This is a genomic window from Ruegeria arenilitoris, assembly GCF_013035425.1.
Classification (GTDB): domain Bacteria; phylum Pseudomonadota; class Alphaproteobacteria; order Rhodobacterales; family Rhodobacteraceae; genus Ruegeria; species Ruegeria arenilitoris_A.
The window spans coordinates 157,830-172,326 of record NZ_WQHX01000008.1 but is presented as its reverse complement, the minus strand read 5'-3'; the positions used below and the strand labels follow the sequence as shown (position 1 = coordinate 172,326).

General features: G+C 50.2%; 17 protein-coding genes. 9 read left to right on the top strand and 8 right to left on the bottom strand.

All coding sequences use genetic code 11. The features are described from left to right. Positions 1-160: 160 nt before the first annotated feature. Genes GOV45_RS19635 through GOV45_RS19625 form a run of 3 tightly spaced genes read right to left on the bottom strand, consistent with a single transcriptional unit; the run spans position 161 to position 2,453 of the window. Complete coding sequence (locus GOV45_RS19635; RefSeq protein ID WP_170481058.1) at positions 161-757, bottom strand: Smr/MutS family protein; 597 nt, start codon at positions 755-757, stop codon at positions 161-163. Further along, positions 757-1,797, bottom strand: a complete 1,041-nt coding sequence (gene mltA / locus GOV45_RS19630; RefSeq protein WP_170481056.1) for a murein transglycosylase A — start codon at positions 1,795-1,797, stop codon at positions 757-759. The genes GOV45_RS19635 and mltA overlap by 1 nt, the downstream gene beginning before the upstream one ends. Beyond that, positions 1,794-2,453: a Tim44/TimA family putative adaptor protein gene (locus GOV45_RS19625; RefSeq protein ID WP_170481053.1), complete on the bottom strand. Its 660-nt coding sequence runs from the start codon at positions 2,451-2,453 to the stop codon at positions 1,794-1,796. Before GOV45_RS19625 ends, mltA begins: the two co-directional genes overlap by 4 nt. 108 nt (positions 2,454-2,561) lie before the next feature. Between GOV45_RS19625 and GOV45_RS19620 the strand changes: the two genes are divergently transcribed. Together GOV45_RS19620 and secB are read left to right on the top strand one after the other, a co-directional pair. After that, positions 2,562-3,062, top strand: coding sequence for an FxsA family protein (locus tag GOV45_RS19620; protein WP_170481050.1), 501 nt, complete (start codon positions 2,562-2,564; stop codon positions 3,060-3,062). 54 nt (positions 3,063-3,116) lie between these two features. Beyond that, a complete protein-coding gene (gene secB / locus GOV45_RS19615) occupies positions 3,117-3,617 on the top strand; it encodes a protein-export chaperone SecB (RefSeq protein WP_170481047.1) in 501 nt (166 codons plus the stop codon). Positions 3,618-3,642: 25 nt separating this feature from the next. On the opposite strand, the gene dnaQ is transcribed toward secB, so the two are convergent. The 4 genes from dnaQ to GOV45_RS19595 are packed head-to-tail and all read right to left on the bottom strand — an operon-like array spanning position 3,643 to position 6,377. Next, on the bottom strand, positions 3,643-4,365 hold the full coding sequence (gene dnaQ, locus GOV45_RS19610; RefSeq protein ID WP_170481044.1) for a DNA polymerase III subunit epsilon: 723 nt from the start codon (positions 4,363-4,365) through the stop codon (positions 3,643-3,645). Then, the gene (coaE, locus tag GOV45_RS19605) at positions 4,358-4,951 is read right to left on the bottom strand and encodes a dephospho-CoA kinase (RefSeq protein ID WP_170481041.1); all 594 of its coding nucleotides are present in this window, start codon (positions 4,949-4,951) and stop codon (positions 4,358-4,360) included. The genes dnaQ and coaE overlap by 8 nt, the downstream gene beginning before the upstream one ends. Next, entirely contained in the window at positions 4,948-5,781 is an 834-nt protein-coding gene (locus GOV45_RS19600; protein WP_170481038.1) for a shikimate dehydrogenase, read from the bottom strand. Before GOV45_RS19600 ends, coaE begins: the two co-directional genes overlap by 4 nt. Next, a complete protein-coding gene (locus GOV45_RS19595; protein ID WP_170481036.1) occupies positions 5,778-6,377 on the bottom strand; it encodes a Maf family protein in 600 nt (199 codons plus the stop codon). Before GOV45_RS19595 ends, GOV45_RS19600 begins: the two co-directional genes overlap by 4 nt. 405 nt (positions 6,378-6,782) lie before the next feature. Here GOV45_RS19595 and GOV45_RS19590 point away from each other — a divergent pair, with 405 nt between their 5' ends. The 7 genes from GOV45_RS19590 (at position 6,783) to GOV45_RS19560 (ending at position 14,153) form a co-directional block, all read left to right on the top strand. Continuing rightward, on the top strand, positions 6,783-7,232 hold the full coding sequence (locus GOV45_RS19590) for a CopD family protein (protein ID WP_170481033.1): 450 nt from the start codon (positions 6,783-6,785) through the stop codon (positions 7,230-7,232). Between the two features lie 123 nt (positions 7,233-7,355). Next, positions 7,356-8,627 carry a transcription termination factor Rho gene (gene rho, locus GOV45_RS19585; RefSeq protein ID WP_170481031.1) on the top strand — a complete coding sequence of 424 codons (1,272 nt, stop codon included), beginning with the start codon at positions 7,356-7,358 and terminating at the stop codon, positions 8,625-8,627. A 31-nt stretch (positions 8,628-8,658) separates the two neighbouring features. Beyond that, positions 8,659-9,942: a tRNA uridine-5-carboxymethylaminomethyl(34) synthesis GTPase MnmE gene (mnmE, locus tag GOV45_RS19580; protein ID WP_170481028.1), complete on the top strand. Its 1,284-nt coding sequence runs from the start codon at positions 8,659-8,661 to the stop codon at positions 9,940-9,942. Positions 9,943-9,954: 12 nt separating this feature from the next. Continuing rightward, positions 9,955-11,823, top strand: a complete 1,869-nt coding sequence (gene mnmG, locus GOV45_RS19575; protein ID WP_170481025.1) for a tRNA uridine-5-carboxymethylaminomethyl(34) synthesis enzyme MnmG — start codon at positions 9,955-9,957, stop codon at positions 11,821-11,823. Further along, entirely contained in the window at positions 11,820-12,443 is a 624-nt protein-coding gene (gene rsmG, locus GOV45_RS19570; RefSeq protein WP_170481022.1) for a 16S rRNA (guanine(527)-N(7))-methyltransferase RsmG, read from the top strand. Before mnmG ends, rsmG begins: the two co-directional genes overlap by 4 nt. Then, the gene (locus GOV45_RS19565; RefSeq protein ID WP_170481019.1) at positions 12,436-13,239 is read left to right on the top strand and encodes a ParA family protein; all 804 of its coding nucleotides are present in this window, start codon (positions 12,436-12,438) and stop codon (positions 13,237-13,239) included. The genes rsmG and GOV45_RS19565 overlap by 8 nt, the downstream gene beginning before the upstream one ends. A gap of 20 nt (positions 13,240-13,259) precedes the next feature. Continuing rightward, positions 13,260-14,153 carry a ParB/RepB/Spo0J family partition protein gene (locus tag GOV45_RS19560; protein WP_170481013.1) on the top strand — a complete coding sequence of 298 codons (894 nt, stop codon included), beginning with the start codon at positions 13,260-13,262 and terminating at the stop codon, positions 14,151-14,153. Here GOV45_RS19560 and GOV45_RS19555 read toward each other — a convergent pair. Then, positions 14,143-14,496, bottom strand: coding sequence for a YbaN family protein (locus GOV45_RS19555; RefSeq protein WP_170481010.1), 354 nt, complete (start codon positions 14,494-14,496; stop codon positions 14,143-14,145). The genes GOV45_RS19560 and GOV45_RS19555 overlap by 11 nt on opposite strands. Position 14,497: the final 1 nt, after the last annotated feature.

Here is a 14,497-nt window from a genome sequence, read left to right as displayed (position 1 = left end):
GCCCGCTGAAAAAATTGTCGCTTCTTGCTTAGCGATTTACCTTGTGAAAACTGTGAAAAAATCGAATCCGCTCCAATTGGCTCAATAGCCATTGGCCTATTTTTCTAAATCAAATTGCGTTTTTTTTGCAATTGAACACCTCAGCAAATTCTATCGATACTTAGCCAAACTGCTTTTTTTTGCGCAGATACACATAATACGCACCATCACCCCCGTGGCTGATATGCGCCGGAGTCACCTGAAGGACCGCTTGCGCCAGTGGCGGCAGGCTCAGCCAGTGGGGGACTTGATTTCGGAGGACACCGCGCGGGGTTGGGATAGGGCCGGGCTCGTCTCGATCCTTACCCTTTCCTGTAATTACCAACACGAGCCGTTTTCCCGAGGCTTGTGCCGATAGGATAAACTTGACCAATACAGGGTGCGCCGTGTCCATTCTCATGCCGTGCAGATCCAGACGACCTTCGGGTTTAAGTTTGCCGCGTTTCATCCGACCAAACGCCTTAACGTCCATACGCACGCCGTCTCTGCGTAGCGCTTCAGAAATTGACGTTTTCAGATTGTTGCCGGCTGGCGTCGGTTGCGATTTTTGTCCCAATTCGAAAGTTTCCAGTCTGGGTACCGGCGACTTTGTTGGTTTGGGTTTGGGAAGAACAGTCGGGTGTACCGTTTGCGGTAGCTCAGGATGCAAACGCTCGGCTTGTTTCGCGACTTTGCGCCAAAGTTCAATTTCGTCTGCGGTCAGTTTCCGGCGCGGCATCAGAACTCATCCGGCAAAAGAGCATACGCGCGCTGGATCGGCAGCAACAGAATCATTCGACCGGAATCTTTAAGGCGCCCTGCAGCTTCACCTGCCGCATCACCGGTACCAAAGAAAATATCCGCGCGCTGGGCACCCTTGATTGCCGAACCTGTATCTTGGGCAATCATCAACTGGCGAATTGGTTTCTCTCCATCCTTTTCGATCCAAACCGGCGCCCCCAAAGGTGTATAGATCGGGTCCGCCGCGATACTGCGCAACTTTGTGACTGAGCGGTTCATGGCACCCAATGGTCCAAGCTCGGGGGCGACACGTGTAACTTCACGAAAGAAAACGTACGAAGGGTTGTGTAATAGCAATTCAGCGCCTGCTTCAGGGTTTTTTCGGACCCAAGCACGTATCATTTGGGCGCTGACTTCGTGAGCGCCCAGCGCACCACGCCGAACCAACTCGGCCCCGATCGAACGATACGGATGTCCGTTTGCGCCTCCGTAGCCAACTCGCAATTTACTACCGTCAGGCAACCGGATACGCCCTGATCCTTGGATTTGCAGAAAAAACAGTTCAACCGGGTCATCGACCCACGCGATCTCCAGTCCGCGACCTTGCATAACGTCACTGGTCAATAACTCTCGTCGGCTCAGCCAACGGTCGGATTTCCTGGCCTCGGGCGGCATTCGGTATAGGGGATAGCGGTACTTTGCTGATGGCGACGTTGCGCCATCGAGCTCAGGTTCGAAATAGCCCGTAAATAAGGCAGCGGCCCCATCCTCGACCAACAGGGGACGAAAAAACAACTCAAAAAACGAGCGCGCGGATTCCGGACTATGCGTCTGCGCCGCCGCGCATAACGCTTTCCAGTCCGGGTCCTCCAGATCGCTGCATGTATTTAAAAAAACAGAAAGGGCCGCCCAATGATCGTCAGCAGCCCAGCCATCCAAATCTTCGAAAGCCAGAATGGTGCGTTTCACCTCTGCACTGGGGGCGCTCGCGGCGGTCATAGCGGCCACCAAGAAAAGCGACCGGAGTTTTCCAATCATGCGTCCGTGGCAACTAACAGCCAGTTTGGATCATCAGTACCCATGACGCGGGCAAAGGTCCAACTGTCCTTTTGGCGTTTTACAGTATTGGGGCTTCCTTCGATAATGTCGCCGCCTCGATCCCTAACGACCGAAGTCAACTCTCCAATAAACCGCATCGTGATTTCGGCCTGGTTTGTGTCCTTGTCAAAATGAGCGTCCGCCAATGTCGTTTCGCGTACACCCACGAACTCGGCTTCAATCGTCAAGCCCTTATCCTCCCTGTCTGCCACGACCGAAACGAAGCTGTCGAACACTTCTTCAGACAGGAACGGTTGGATTTCGTCCAGATTGCCCTTTTCGAATCCCATAACGATCATTTCGTATGCGCCACGCGCGCCCTGAACAAACTCACCGACAGAAAAACTGGGTTCGACACGTTTCATTGCGGCCAAAGTTTGCGCTTGTTCGCTATCTTCTGGCACGTGATCGGTGATGTCATGATCCGGGCCACCTTCGATTACTTCAAAATCGCGACGCGACTTGCTGGCTTCGGGTTGTTGCTGCAGCGGCGGCTTTTCAAATCCTTCACGTGTTCCCAGTACGCTTTTCAGGCGCATGATCAGGAAAACAGCGATACCAAGCAAGACCAATAGCTGGATCATGGGATTGTTCATTTCGTCCTCTTTTCAGAACCGAGACTTTGTAAGCACAGCCTCATGCTCCTATGTAGGTGACAGTTGGTGGCAAGTCCACAGCCCGAACTACTAGAAAGGACAGCGCATATGTACCTGTTTCTGGCTTTTTTGTTGGTACCCATAATTGAGATCACCCTGTTCATTCAGGTCGGTGGTCTGATTGGGCTATGGCCGACACTTGCCATTGTCGTATTGACGGCTGTTTTAGGTGCCGTTTTGGTGCGGACACAAGGTCGCATGGCGCTGGGAGAATTACAGCGGTCCTTTTCCCAAATGGATGACCCGACTGAACCCTTAGCGCACGGCGCTATGATTTTGCTTTCGGGGGCTTTGTTAGTAACACCTGGTTTCTTCACTGACATTATTGGTTTTGCATTGTTAATTCCCGCTATACGTTTGGCTTTGTTCCACTACTTGAAGTCCAAAATCTCGGTCACGCAATTCCAGATGGGCGCGGGTGCGCAATTCCATAGCCGTCCAGAACCATTTGAAAATGCCGATGTGATTGACGGTGAGTACTCCGAGGTCCGGCCCAGAAATGGCTCCGCGAAACCTTCTAAGTGGGTAGAGCGGCCGCACCAGCATTGAGGTGGCTCGCGCAACTTGTTAAGCAGTGACGAAAATCATTTTTGGAGTAGATCCATGGCCGACGAAGACGCCAAAGAAAACACCGCGGCACAGGCCGCACCGCAGGTCCAAATGCGCGTTTTGGGGCAGTTCATCCGCGATTTGTCCTTTGAAAACGTAATGGCGCAAAAGGGCGTATCAGGCGAAGTTCAGCCTGAAATAGCGGTGCAGGTTAACCTGGATGCAAAAAAGCGACCGACTGAACACCAATATGAAGTGTCGATCAAGCTGAACCTGAAATCCAAAGCCAAGGGCATGGAAGATATTCTTTTCGTTTGCGAAATCGATTATTGCGGCCTGTTTCATGTTGAAGGCGTGCCAGAAGATCAGCTACATCCGTTCCTGCTGATTGAATGTCCGCGCATGTTGTTCCCTTTCCTGCGCCGCATTGTCAGCGACATTACCCGCGACGGAGGTTATCCACCGGTCAATTTGGACAATATCGACTTTGTAGCACTTTATCGAAATGAAATTGCGCGCCGCCAGGCTGCGCAGACGCAGAAAACAGAAGCTTAAGTTATCTGCTCGCGTCTGGGCACCCTCAGACGCGGGTCCAAAGGGCATTTTCGCCAAGGTTTTCTACAAAAGAGTTGTGTGCCACGCGCTCTTCTTCTGTGATCCGTTCAGGCAATGCTACCGCGCGCGGCGCAGGACGCCATGCATCGCCTCCTTCAGATACCGTCGACGCCGCTGTAGCCAGACCAAAATCCGGCTGCCGCCCACCAATCAGCTCAAGATAAACTTCAGCCAATATTTCCGAATCGAGTAATGCCCCATGAAGAACACGGTTCGAGTTATCGATGTTGAACCGGCGGCATAGCGCATCCAATGAGGCAGGAGAACCGGGGAACCGTTTTCGCGCGATTGCCAATGTGTCAACGGCCTGTTCAATCGGTATCATCGGCGCACCCATCCAACCCAATTCGGCATTCAGAAACTTCATATCAAAGGATGCGTTGTGGATTACTAGTTTTGCGTCACCGACAAAGTCGCGAAATTCCAGACCAACTTTTTTGAAAACCGGTTTATCCTTCAGCGTAATCTGCCCAGGCTTTGTAGGTTGAGGCGGGTCCAGTAAGTCTGGGCCGATTCCGTGTACACCAAACGCGTCTTCGGGCATTGATCGCTCTGGGTTAATGTAGACGTGATACGTTTCGCCGGTTGCTACATGATTCCATAGCTCCACGGCACCGATTTCTACGATCCGGTCACCGTTTTCGGGGTCAAAGCCAGTGGTTTCCGTATCGAGTACGATCTCACGCATTTCGCATTCCCACTCTGATTTGTCTGACTATATCCTGCACCTGCGCACGGGCGTGGTCCAGTGTATCCGTGACAATTACAAAGTCCGATCGCCGGCATTTCTCTTCATTTGGCATTTGTTTGGATCTGATTTGATCGAATTGAGCCTCAGTCATCGTGCCCCGTGTCATGACTCTGCGCTTTTGTTCCTCGGGCGATATCGAAACGCACGCGACCGCGTCCATGTCGGCGTCCCCGCCAGTTTCAAAGAGTAACGGGATATCAAATACAATGATATCTGCTGTTTCCGAGGCACGAAAAGTCGCCCGGTCTTTGGAAACCAATGGATGAACTATGGATTCGATTACTTTCAATGCCGACGGTTCCTTAGAAATAATCTGCTTTAAGACAATTCTGTTGACCGAGCCGTCTATTACAGCTTCAGGATAGATCTCTGATATCGACTGCACGGCGGTACCCCCTGGTGAGTACAACCGATGGACTGCATCATCTGCATCCCACAAAGCACATCCTTCGTCCGCAAACATCTTTGCTGTAGTGCTTTTTCCCATACCAATCGAACCGGTGAGTCCAAGGGCGAAACTCATGCTAACGCCGCCGTACGCGCGTCTTCGTCAACTTCTGGACGTAATCCGAACCAACGCTCAAAACCGGGCACAGCCTGGTGGAGCAACATGCCTAAGCCGTCGACCGTGGTGCATCCAGCTTCTTCAGCCGTCCGCAGGAGACGCGTTTTCAAAGGAGTGTAGACAAGATCCGTTACAACGGTACCCGGCTGCAATCCATCCAGTGGTACGCGCAACTCTGGCTGTCCTTGCATTCCCAAAGACGTTGTGTTGACGACCAGTTCGGCATTCTCGACAACATTTCCGGCCTGCACCCAATCGACTACCGTAATGCGTTGTCCAAATTCCTCTTTCAGATGGTCGGCTCTGTTGCGTGTACGATTGGTCAGCATAATTTCTGGAACACCTGCATCTGCAAGAGCCCACAATACTGCTCTGGCCGCTCCTCCAGCGCCGAACACAACTGCTGGACCATCCTGAGGCACCCAATCCGGAGCGCCCGATCTCAGGTTCGCCATAAAACCATACCCGTCAGTGTTGTCCGCATGGATCGAACCATCTTCACGGAATACCAGTGTATTCGCTGCCCCTATGACAGAAGCGCGGTCGGCTGCGTGATCCGACAGACGCAGTGCGGCCTCTTTGTGTGGAACTGTTATGTTAGCGCCGACAAAACCTGCCTTGGGCAGTGCCCGCAAAACTGTTTCGAGATCAGCAGGCGCCACGTCCATCGGGATGTAATGACCTGATAACCCATGAGCCTTGAGCCAATGACCATGTAATTTCGGTGACTGGGAGTGTGCAACGGGGTGTCCTATCACCCCGGCCAGTGGGATACGATGGTCCGTCATTGGTCAATTACGCCTTTCACAGCCAAAAAATTAATGATTTCTAACAACGGAATACCCAGAACGTTAAAGTAATCGCCGTCTATGTCCGCAAATAGGCGTACACCTTCTTCTTCCAGTTTATACGCTCCAACAGAATAGCGAATACTTTCCCAATTTCGAGTGACATAGTCGCGTAAGTACGCGTCCGAACTCGCTCGCATCCGCAATCGCACCTGGCCAATATGTCTCCAGACTGGTTCGCTATTCTGATAGACGACTGCCGCAGAAAGCAAAGCGTGCCGTCTACCGCGCATAGACTTGAGCTGTTGCAGAGCATCTTCAGGCGAATCCGGTTTCGAAATTACCTTGCCGTCAAAGTCCAATACCTGGTCGCACCCTATTACCATAGCACCTGGCGACTTATCACTGACTTTCCGCGCCTTCATTTCGGCCAAAGCGTCTGCGATATCCCGAGGAGACGCATCTTCGGCCAACAACGCTTGTTTCACGCTATCCTCGTCTATGCGCGCGACATTTACGGAAAAATCAATACCAGCATTTCGCAGCAGCTGTGCTCGAATAGTAGAACCAGAAGCCAAAACAATGGGGACAGACATGTGGAAAACCAGCCGAGTAATTCGTTAACAGTTCTGGGATGTTTTGTATGGTTTTCCGATTGACACGCAAGTCCTGTGTTCATGCAAAAAATATCTGTGAGTCGCTCAAGTTCGGTCCAGATGGGACAAGGATAAGTTCATTAAACGGGATAAGGTAGTTTTCAAAGAGTTCCTCAGGAGATATCCCCAGAATTAAGTTTGTGTCTACATCTCAACCTGTTGTTTTTATTTATTTATTTTTCTATATCAACAGAACTTCTACTCTGAACTTTAAACTCATCCAGCTTGGGGAAAAACCTTGGACAAACAAGTAATCCACGGATTCTACACTCCCTACAAAACCATCATCCTTTTTCTTTTCTATTTTTTTTATTAGGGAAGATCAGAACAAAGCTCGAGGCCGGGATGACTGACTTTCTTATTACCCTTTATCCATGGGTGAAGTCCTTACACATCATGGCAGTGATTTCATGGATGGCTGGTCTATTCTATTTACCGCGATTGTTCGTCTATCACGTCGAAAAGGCGCAAACGGTGGCAGGTGCGCAAGAAATTTTCTTTGAAATGGAAGAAAAGCTACTTCGTGTGATCATGCGTCCTGCAATAATAGTAGCATGGATATGCGGATTATTGATGGTCTTTACGCCTGGCATTGTCAGTTGGGATTGGGCATGGCCGTGGGTTAAAGGCGTTGCCGTATTAGGTATGACTTGGTTTCACCATTGGTTAATGGCAAGGCGAAAGGACTTTTTGGCGGGAAGCAATAGACTTACCGGGCGCCAGTATCGAATGATGAACGAAGTTCCGACAGTCTTGATGGTGATTATTGTACTATCTGTTGTTCTAAAGTTCTAAGGGCGTTTGACTCTGCTGCCATTGACCCTTAATTAAGGCAAAACGCTCCCGTCCGGGCTGCTTATCTTCCAACTGCAAATTTTCAGATGTGCCGCAGGCTTTGCGGCCAAGGTCCGTATAATCATGACAACTGAATCCCTGAACCTGTCCGATCTCAAGGCCAAAAGCCCAAAAGACCTTTTGGCGATGGCTGAAGAGCTAGAGATCGAAAACGCCTCGACCATGCGCAAGGGCGAGATGATGTTCCAGATTCTGCGCGAACGCGCGGATGAAGGTTGGACTGTCGGCGGTGACGGTGTGCTTGAAGTTCTCCAAGATGGCTTCGGGTTTCTGCGGTCGCCTGAAGCTAATTATCTTCCCGGACCAGACGACATCTATGTCTCACCAGACATGATCCGCCAGCACTCGTTGCGTACAGGTGACACGGTTGAAGGTGAAATAAAGGCGCCGGATGAGAACGAACGTTATTTTGCGCTGATCAAGGTTACGAAAATCAATTTTGAAGAACCTGATAAGGCCAAACATAAGATCCTTTTCGACAACCTGACGCCTTTGTATCCAGAAGAGCGTCTTAAAATGGAGATTGAGGATCCAACCATCAAAGACAAGTCTGCCCGTGTTATTGACTTGGTCGCGCCGATCGGTAAGGGACAGCGTTCGTTGATCGTGGCGCCGCCGCGGACAGGTAAGACAGTAATCTTGCAGAACATTGCGCACTCTATCGAACAGAACCATCCTGAATGCTATTTGATCGTACTATTGATCGATGAACGTCCCGAAGAAGTGACGGACATGCAGCGGTCGGTGAAGGGCGAAGTCGTTTCTTCTACCTTCGACGAACCGGCGACACGTCACGTGGCTGTGTCAGAAATGGTAATCGAAAAAGCAAAACGTTTAGTCGAGCATAAACGAGATGTTGTTATTCTTCTCGACTCGATAACAAGACTTGGTAGAGCTTTTAACACTGTTGTTCCATCTTCAGGTAAAGTTTTAACGGGTGGTGTCGACGCAAATGCACTTCAGCGGCCAAAGCGGTTCTTCGGCGCCGCACGGAATATAGAAGAGGGCGGTTCGCTGACCATCATCGCGACAGCGCTAATCGACACCGGTAGCCGGATGGACGAAGTGATCTTTGAAGAATTCAAGGGTACCGGTAACTCAGAAATTGTTTTGGATCGTAAGATTGCTGATAAGCGCGTGTTCCCGGCAATCGACATCCTCAAATCTGGTACCCGTAAAGAGGATCTTCTGGTTGATAAAGGCGATCTCGCTAAGACTTTTGTCTTGCGTCGCATCCTGAACCCAATGGGGACAACAGACGCGATTGAGTTTTTGCTGTCAAAGTTAAAGCAGACTAAGACGAACTCTGAATTCTTTGACTCTATGAATACCTGAAACAGAGAGCTGACTCTCGCGGGGCCTACGAATGGATACGATATTCGCCTTGGCCAGTGCGCAAGGCAAGGCCGGGGTGGCTGTTATTCGTCTTTCCGGCCCACTGGCCCACACAGCCGCAAAGAAGCTTGCGGGCAAAGATCTTCCGCCTCGTGGCATGCGACATTGCTGTCTGCGTGATTTTAGTGGTGCGCGACTGGATGACGGTCTGGTTTTAACCTTTCAAGCGCCTAAGAGCTTTACAGGCGAAGATGTGGCCGAGCTGCAAATCCACGGCAGCGTTGCTACTGTAAACGCGTTACTTCGGTGTCTTTCTGAAATACGCGGACTTCGTCTTGCGGATCCGGGAGAGTTCACCCGGCGAGCGTTGGAAAATGGTAAGATCGACCTGACTCAGGTAGAAGGTTTGGCGGATCTAATAGATGCGGAAACCGAAGCCCAACGCAAGCAGGCTCAATCCGTTCTAGCCGGTTCGTTAGGATCTTTGGTAGAGCGTTGGCGTCGAGATTTAATCCGAGCGGCGGCACTGCTCGAGGCGGTGATTGACTTTGCCGATGAGGAGGTTCCGACTGACGTATCCCCAGAGGTCCAAACTCTGGTTTCGGGAGTTGTTTCAGACTTGGAGCAGGAAGCAAGAGGCGTACGTATTGCGGAACGAATCCGAAATGGTTTTGAAGTTGCGATTGTCGGTTTGCCAAATGCGGGAAAATCTACTCTCCTGAATGCGTTGGCTGGCAGGGAAGCGGCGATTACATCGGAATTCGCTGGAACAACCCGGGATGTGATCGAAGTTCGAATGGACCTAGCGGGCCTTCCAGTCACACTGCTTGACACGGCGGGGTTACGAGAGACGGATGATTATGTCGAAAGCATCGGGGTAGAATTGGCGCGAAAGAGAGCTGAAACTGCAGATTTAAGGGTTTTTTTATCCGAGACAACGGACGAGTTGGGGGTTGAGTTGCAGGCCGGCGATATACAAGTTCTTCCAAAGGCCGATCTTCGGAGCTCGTCTGCGGGTGTGTCTGGAAAAACTGGGCAGGGTATTGACGAACTTGTATCCAACATATCGCGGGTTCTGGTTAATCGATCCACTATCAGTGGTATTGCAACACGAGAACGACACCGTATAGCGATGTTAAAGGCAATAGACGCTTTAACTGCTGCGCGGACTGTTCTGGAATCGGGGCCGGATATGTATGATATAGTTGCAGAAGAGTTACGCTCAGCTATTCGAGCACTCGAATCAATAGTTGGCAGAATAGACGTTGAGAACTTGCTGGACGAAATATTTTCCAGTTTTTGTTTGGGAAAGTAAGGATTGTTTCACGTGAAACATTCAAAGTTTGATGTTGTAGTTGTCGGCGCTGGACATGCCGGAACAGAGGCAGCTCATGCAGCGGCAAGGATGGGTGTGTGCACGGCATTAGTTACTTTGTCTGAACGAGATATCGGAGTGATGTCCTGCAACCCTGCGATTGGCGGCCTTGGTAAAGGGCACCTGGTGCGAGAGATCGACGCCATGGACGGTGTTATGGGAAGAGTAGCAGACCGCGCTGGTATACAGTTTCGGTTATTAAACAGACGGAAGGGACCCGCAGTACAGGGACCTCGCGCGCAAGCGGATCGCGCCCTTTACCGCGCAGTAATGCAATATGAAACGCAGCGACAACCGAATCTTTCTGTTATCACAGGCGAAGTCACCGACTTTGTTTTACGGAATGACCGTGTTTCTGGTGTTCGTTTATCGGATGGTTCCGAAGTTTATTCTGGGTCGGTTATTCTTACCTCGGGCACGTTTCTGCGCGGCGTTATTCACATTGGAGACGTTTCGCGCCCCGGCGGCCGAATGGGCGACAAGCCGTCTGTCAGGCTGGCAGATAGGCTGGATAATTTTGGAATACCGACAGCTCGGCTAAAAACAGGAACACCGCCCAGGTTAGATGGGCGTACAATTAATTGGAACGTTTTAGAAAGACAGGAAGGCGACCCTGAGCCCACCTTGTTTTCATTCTTGTCGAGCGCCACAACAGCACCTCAGATCGCATGTGGAATCACTCATACGAATGCACGGACTCATGAAATAATTGAAAAAAATCTTTCCAGGTCGGCTATGTATGGTGGTCACATAGAAGGAGTGGGACCCAGATACTGTCCTTCAATTGAGGACAAGATTGTAAGGTTTGCTGATAAGGAATCTCACCAGATCTTTCTGGAGCCCGAAGGCGTAAATGACCACACGGTATACCCGAATGGAATCTCGACCTCGTTGCCTGAGGAAGTGCAGTGGGATTATGTGCGGTCGATCAAAGGTTTAGAAATGGCGGAGATCCTGCAGCCAGGATACGCCATTGAATATGATTATGTAGATCCGCGCGCTTTAACCGCCTCATTGTCGGTGCATGAAGTACCGGGTCTGTACCTGGCCGGACAAATCAATGGAACCACGGGTTATGAAGAAGCTGCTGCACAAGGTCTTGTAGCCGGTTTAAATGCAGCACTAGAATCCCAAGGCCGTGAGCCGCAGCATTTTACTCGAACGGACAGCTATATTGGAGTTATGATTGATGATTTAACTACGCGCGGTGTTGCAGAGCCATACAGAATGTTTACGTCGCGCGCGGAGTTTCGGCTTTCACTTAGGGCTGACAATGCCGACCAACGTTTGACGCCGATTGGCATAGATTTAGGTTGCGTAAGCAAAGAGCGGCAATCAGCGTTTGAGAACAAGAAAGAGAAATTGAAGGCCGCAAAGTCGAAGCTTACTTCGGTTTCGTTGACCCCTAAAGAAATTCGTTCTTCCGGTATAAATGTCAATCAAGACGGTAACCGTCGAGATGGAATGGCATTGTTGGCTTTTCCGGACGTTACGTTTGATGATGTCGCCGCCTTATTGCCAAGTGTTGTTGGCACAGAACCGGAAATACGCCGCCAGATCGAGCGAGAAGCCCTGTACGCCAACTATATTACCCGTCAACAGAGAGATGTTGACGCGATGAAGCGAGATGAGTCGCATAGAATTCCTAACGATTTCGACTACTTTCTACTGGATGGATTGTCGACGGAGATGAAGCAAAAACTGTCCAAGGCGCGCCCAGAAAATATAGCGCAGGCAAGTAGGGTCGAAGGGGTGACTCCCGCTGCTCTAACCCTTGTTCTTGCGAAACTTAAGCGATCTCAGAAAGCTTTAAAGGCATGATGGAAAGCTTCGGTAAGGAGCTGCGCGACCTGAATGTTTCACGTGAAACATTTGACCGACTTTCTATTTACGCCAACTTGATAACCCGCTGGAACGCAAAAATAAATCTAGTTTCGCGAAAGAGTTTAAGTGAACTATGGTTCCGACATATACTGGATTCTGCACAGCTTTTCAGGTGTGCGCCAACCGCTAATCATTGGGTAGATCTTGGAAGCGGCGGGGGGTTTCCGGGAATGGTATGCGCCATAATGGCGATTGAAGAAGCGCCGGCAACACGGTTTTCGCTAGTAGAGAGCGACCAGCGAAAATCGGCGTTTTTGAGAACCGTGGCTAGGGAGTGCAAGGCAAACTGCACGGTTATTTCGAAGCGAATTGAAGAAATTGATCCACTTGATGCCGACGTCCTTTCAGCACGGGCTTTGGCCAATCTGACAACACTGATTTCTTTTTGTGAAAGACATTTGACCGACACTGGCTTAGCACTGTTCCTTAAGGGCGAAAGCTGGGAAAAAGAGCTGGCGGAAGCGCGAGAAGAATGGAACTTTCAAGTTGAGCCAATTACAAGCTTAACCGAGCGCAAGGCCGTTATCCTTAAGATAAAAGGAGTGACTCGTGGTTGATCTTTCTCGTCCAAACGGACCCCGGATAATTGCAGTTGCCAATCAAAAGGGGGGCGTGGGGAAGACGACGACAGCAATTAATCTTGCCGCGGGCTTAGCAGAAGCAGGATGTAAAGTACTGGTGGTAGACCTGGATCCGCAAGGAAACGCGTCTACTGGCCTGGGGGTCGAGGATCGAGATTGGACAACTTATGATCTGATTTTGGATGATGCTCCACTTGAGGCTGTTGTTCAGGAGACGGAAATCGAGAACTTACTTATCGTGCCGGCTACAGTAGACCTCAGTTCGGCGGATATCGAATTAATTTCAAATGAAAAGCGTAGTTACTTGTTACACGACGCCCTCAGGCAAACATCTATAGATTCATTTGAATTGGACTTTGTATTAATAGATTGCCCCCCATCGCTGAACTTATTGACAGTGAACGCGATGGTGGCTGCACATTCTGTTTTAGTTCCATTGCAAAGTGAGTTCTTTGCACTTGAGGGATTATCGCAATTAATGCTCACGATCCGAGAAGTTCGCCAAACAGCCAACCCAGCCCTGAGAATCGAAGGCGTTGTGTTAACAATGTTTGATAACCGCAACAACTTGTCCCGTCAGGTCGAAAAGGACGCACGTGACAACCTCGGAGAGATGGTATTTAAAACCAAGATACCAAGAAACGTGCGGGTCAGCGAGGCACCGTCTTATGCGTTGCCAGTGTTACAGTATGACTCGGGTTCATTGGGGGCGATGGCTTATCGGCATCTTGCTCGGGAAATAATGCACAAAAACAAAAAGGTAGCTGCCTAAGTGGTTATCAGGAGGGTGAAATGAGCGTTAAGAAAAGCAAATCTCGCGGATTGGGACGGGGACTTTCAGCTTTAATGGCGGACGTGACGCCAGAAAGTGAAGGCCGTGCTTCTTCAGAGCCGCGGCGACCGGACCAAAAGGTTCCAATAGAAAAGCTTCGTGCCAACCCGAACCAACCCCGCCGCACATTTTCACAGGACCAACTGGATGACCTTGCTGCCTCAGTCAAAGAAAAAGGAATTATTCAGCCACTGATCGTGCGAAGTGTTTCGTTTGATGAGTATGAAATTGTTGCTGGCGAACGTCGATGGCGTGCTGCTCAGATGGCGCAACTTCATGAAATTCCTGTAATTATTCGGGATCTGGATGATACCGAAGTTCTCGAGATTGCGATCATCGAGAACATTCAGCGTGCGGATTTGAATGCTGTCGAAGAGGCGGCAGGTTACAAACAGCTGATGGACAAGTTCGGCCACACTCAGGAAAAACTTTCTCAGGCTTTGGGAAAAAGTCGCAGTCATATCGCCAATCTGATGCGCTTGCTGACATTGCCGATGGATGTTCAAACACTTGTCGTTGAAGGCAAGCTGTCCGCAGGTCATGCGCGCGCACTTATCACCGCAAATAACGCATCGGAATTGGCAAAAGAGGTTGTCCGCAAGGGCCTATCTGTTCGTGAGACCGAAGCAATGGTTCAAAAACAGAGCCATAATGATGAAGAAAAACAGACAAAAGCAAAAAGGAACCGCCCCGAAAAGGACGCAGACACACGAGCGCTTGAAAAGGACCTGTCCGCAATTTTGGCGATGAAGGTATCGATCAACCACAAGCCTGGGAGCGAAACGGGGCAAGTCGTGCTGAACTATGAAAATCTGGATCAATTGGACGATCTGTGCGCCAAGCTTAGCCGTTAGGTCTTGTCCAGATAAAGATCATCACGCCCCCTAGCGTTAGCGCTTGTATAATCAAGACATAGGGCGGTACGGAAAACACAACAGATAGTCCAAATACGGCGATAACTGAGATAGTGGCGGCCTTTTTCGCCCCCGGACGGATGGAGCCGGAGGTTTGCCAGTCCAGTATCATTGGTCCAAAAGTTCGATGAGTTATGAGCCAATTGTGAAGGCGTGACGAAGAGCGAGCAAAAAAGAAGGCCGCCAGCAAGAGAAAAGGTACTGTTGGTAACAGCGGCAATACAATCCCGATTATTGCAATTGCAACGCAGATCAACCCCAGCCCTGCCCAAAGAAACTGCATA

Excerpts from the sequence above, each read along its gene's own strand:
- secB (WP_170481047.1), top strand. The coding sequence starts at position 3,117 with ATGGCCGACGAAGACGCCAAAGAAAACACCGCGGCACAGGCCGCACCG.
- rsmG (WP_170481022.1), top strand. The coding sequence starts at position 11,820 with ATGATGGAAAGCTTCGGTAAGGAGCTGCGCGACCTGAATGTTTCACGT.
- GOV45_RS19625 (WP_170481053.1), bottom strand. The coding sequence starts at position 2,453 with ATGAACAATCCCATGATCCAGCTATTGGTCTTGCTTGGTATCGCTGTT.
- GOV45_RS19555 (WP_170481010.1), bottom strand. The coding sequence starts at position 14,496 with ATGCAGTTTCTTTGGGCAGGGCTGGGGTTGATCTGCGTTGCAATTGCA.
- GOV45_RS19620 (WP_170481050.1), top strand. The coding sequence starts at position 2,562 with ATGTACCTGTTTCTGGCTTTTTTGTTGGTACCCATAATTGAGATCACC.
- GOV45_RS19590 (WP_170481033.1), top strand. The coding sequence starts at position 6,783 with ATGACTGACTTTCTTATTACCCTTTATCCATGGGTGAAGTCCTTACAC.
- dnaQ (WP_170481044.1), bottom strand. The coding sequence starts at position 4,365 with ATGCGTGAGATCGTACTCGATACGGAAACCACTGGCTTTGACCCCGAA.
- GOV45_RS19635 (WP_170481058.1), bottom strand. The coding sequence starts at position 757 with ATGCCGCGCCGGAAACTGACCGCAGACGAAATTGAACTTTGGCGCAAA.
- GOV45_RS19560 (WP_170481013.1), top strand. The coding sequence starts at position 13,260 with ATGAGCGTTAAGAAAAGCAAATCTCGCGGATTGGGACGGGGACTTTCA.
- GOV45_RS19600 (WP_170481038.1), bottom strand. The coding sequence starts at position 5,781 with ATGACGGACCATCGTATCCCACTGGCCGGGGTGATAGGACACCCCGTT.
- mnmE (WP_170481028.1), top strand. The coding sequence starts at position 8,659 with ATGGATACGATATTCGCCTTGGCCAGTGCGCAAGGCAAGGCCGGGGTG.
- rho (WP_170481031.1), top strand. The coding sequence starts at position 7,356 with ATGACAACTGAATCCCTGAACCTGTCCGATCTCAAGGCCAAAAGCCCA.
- mltA (WP_170481056.1), bottom strand. The coding sequence starts at position 1,797 with ATGATTGGAAAACTCCGGTCGCTTTTCTTGGTGGCCGCTATGACCGCC.
- GOV45_RS19595 (WP_170481036.1), bottom strand. The coding sequence starts at position 6,377 with ATGTCTGTCCCCATTGTTTTGGCTTCTGGTTCTACTATTCGAGCACAG.
- coaE (WP_170481041.1), bottom strand. The coding sequence starts at position 4,951 with ATGAGTTTCGCCCTTGGACTCACCGGTTCGATTGGTATGGGAAAAAGC.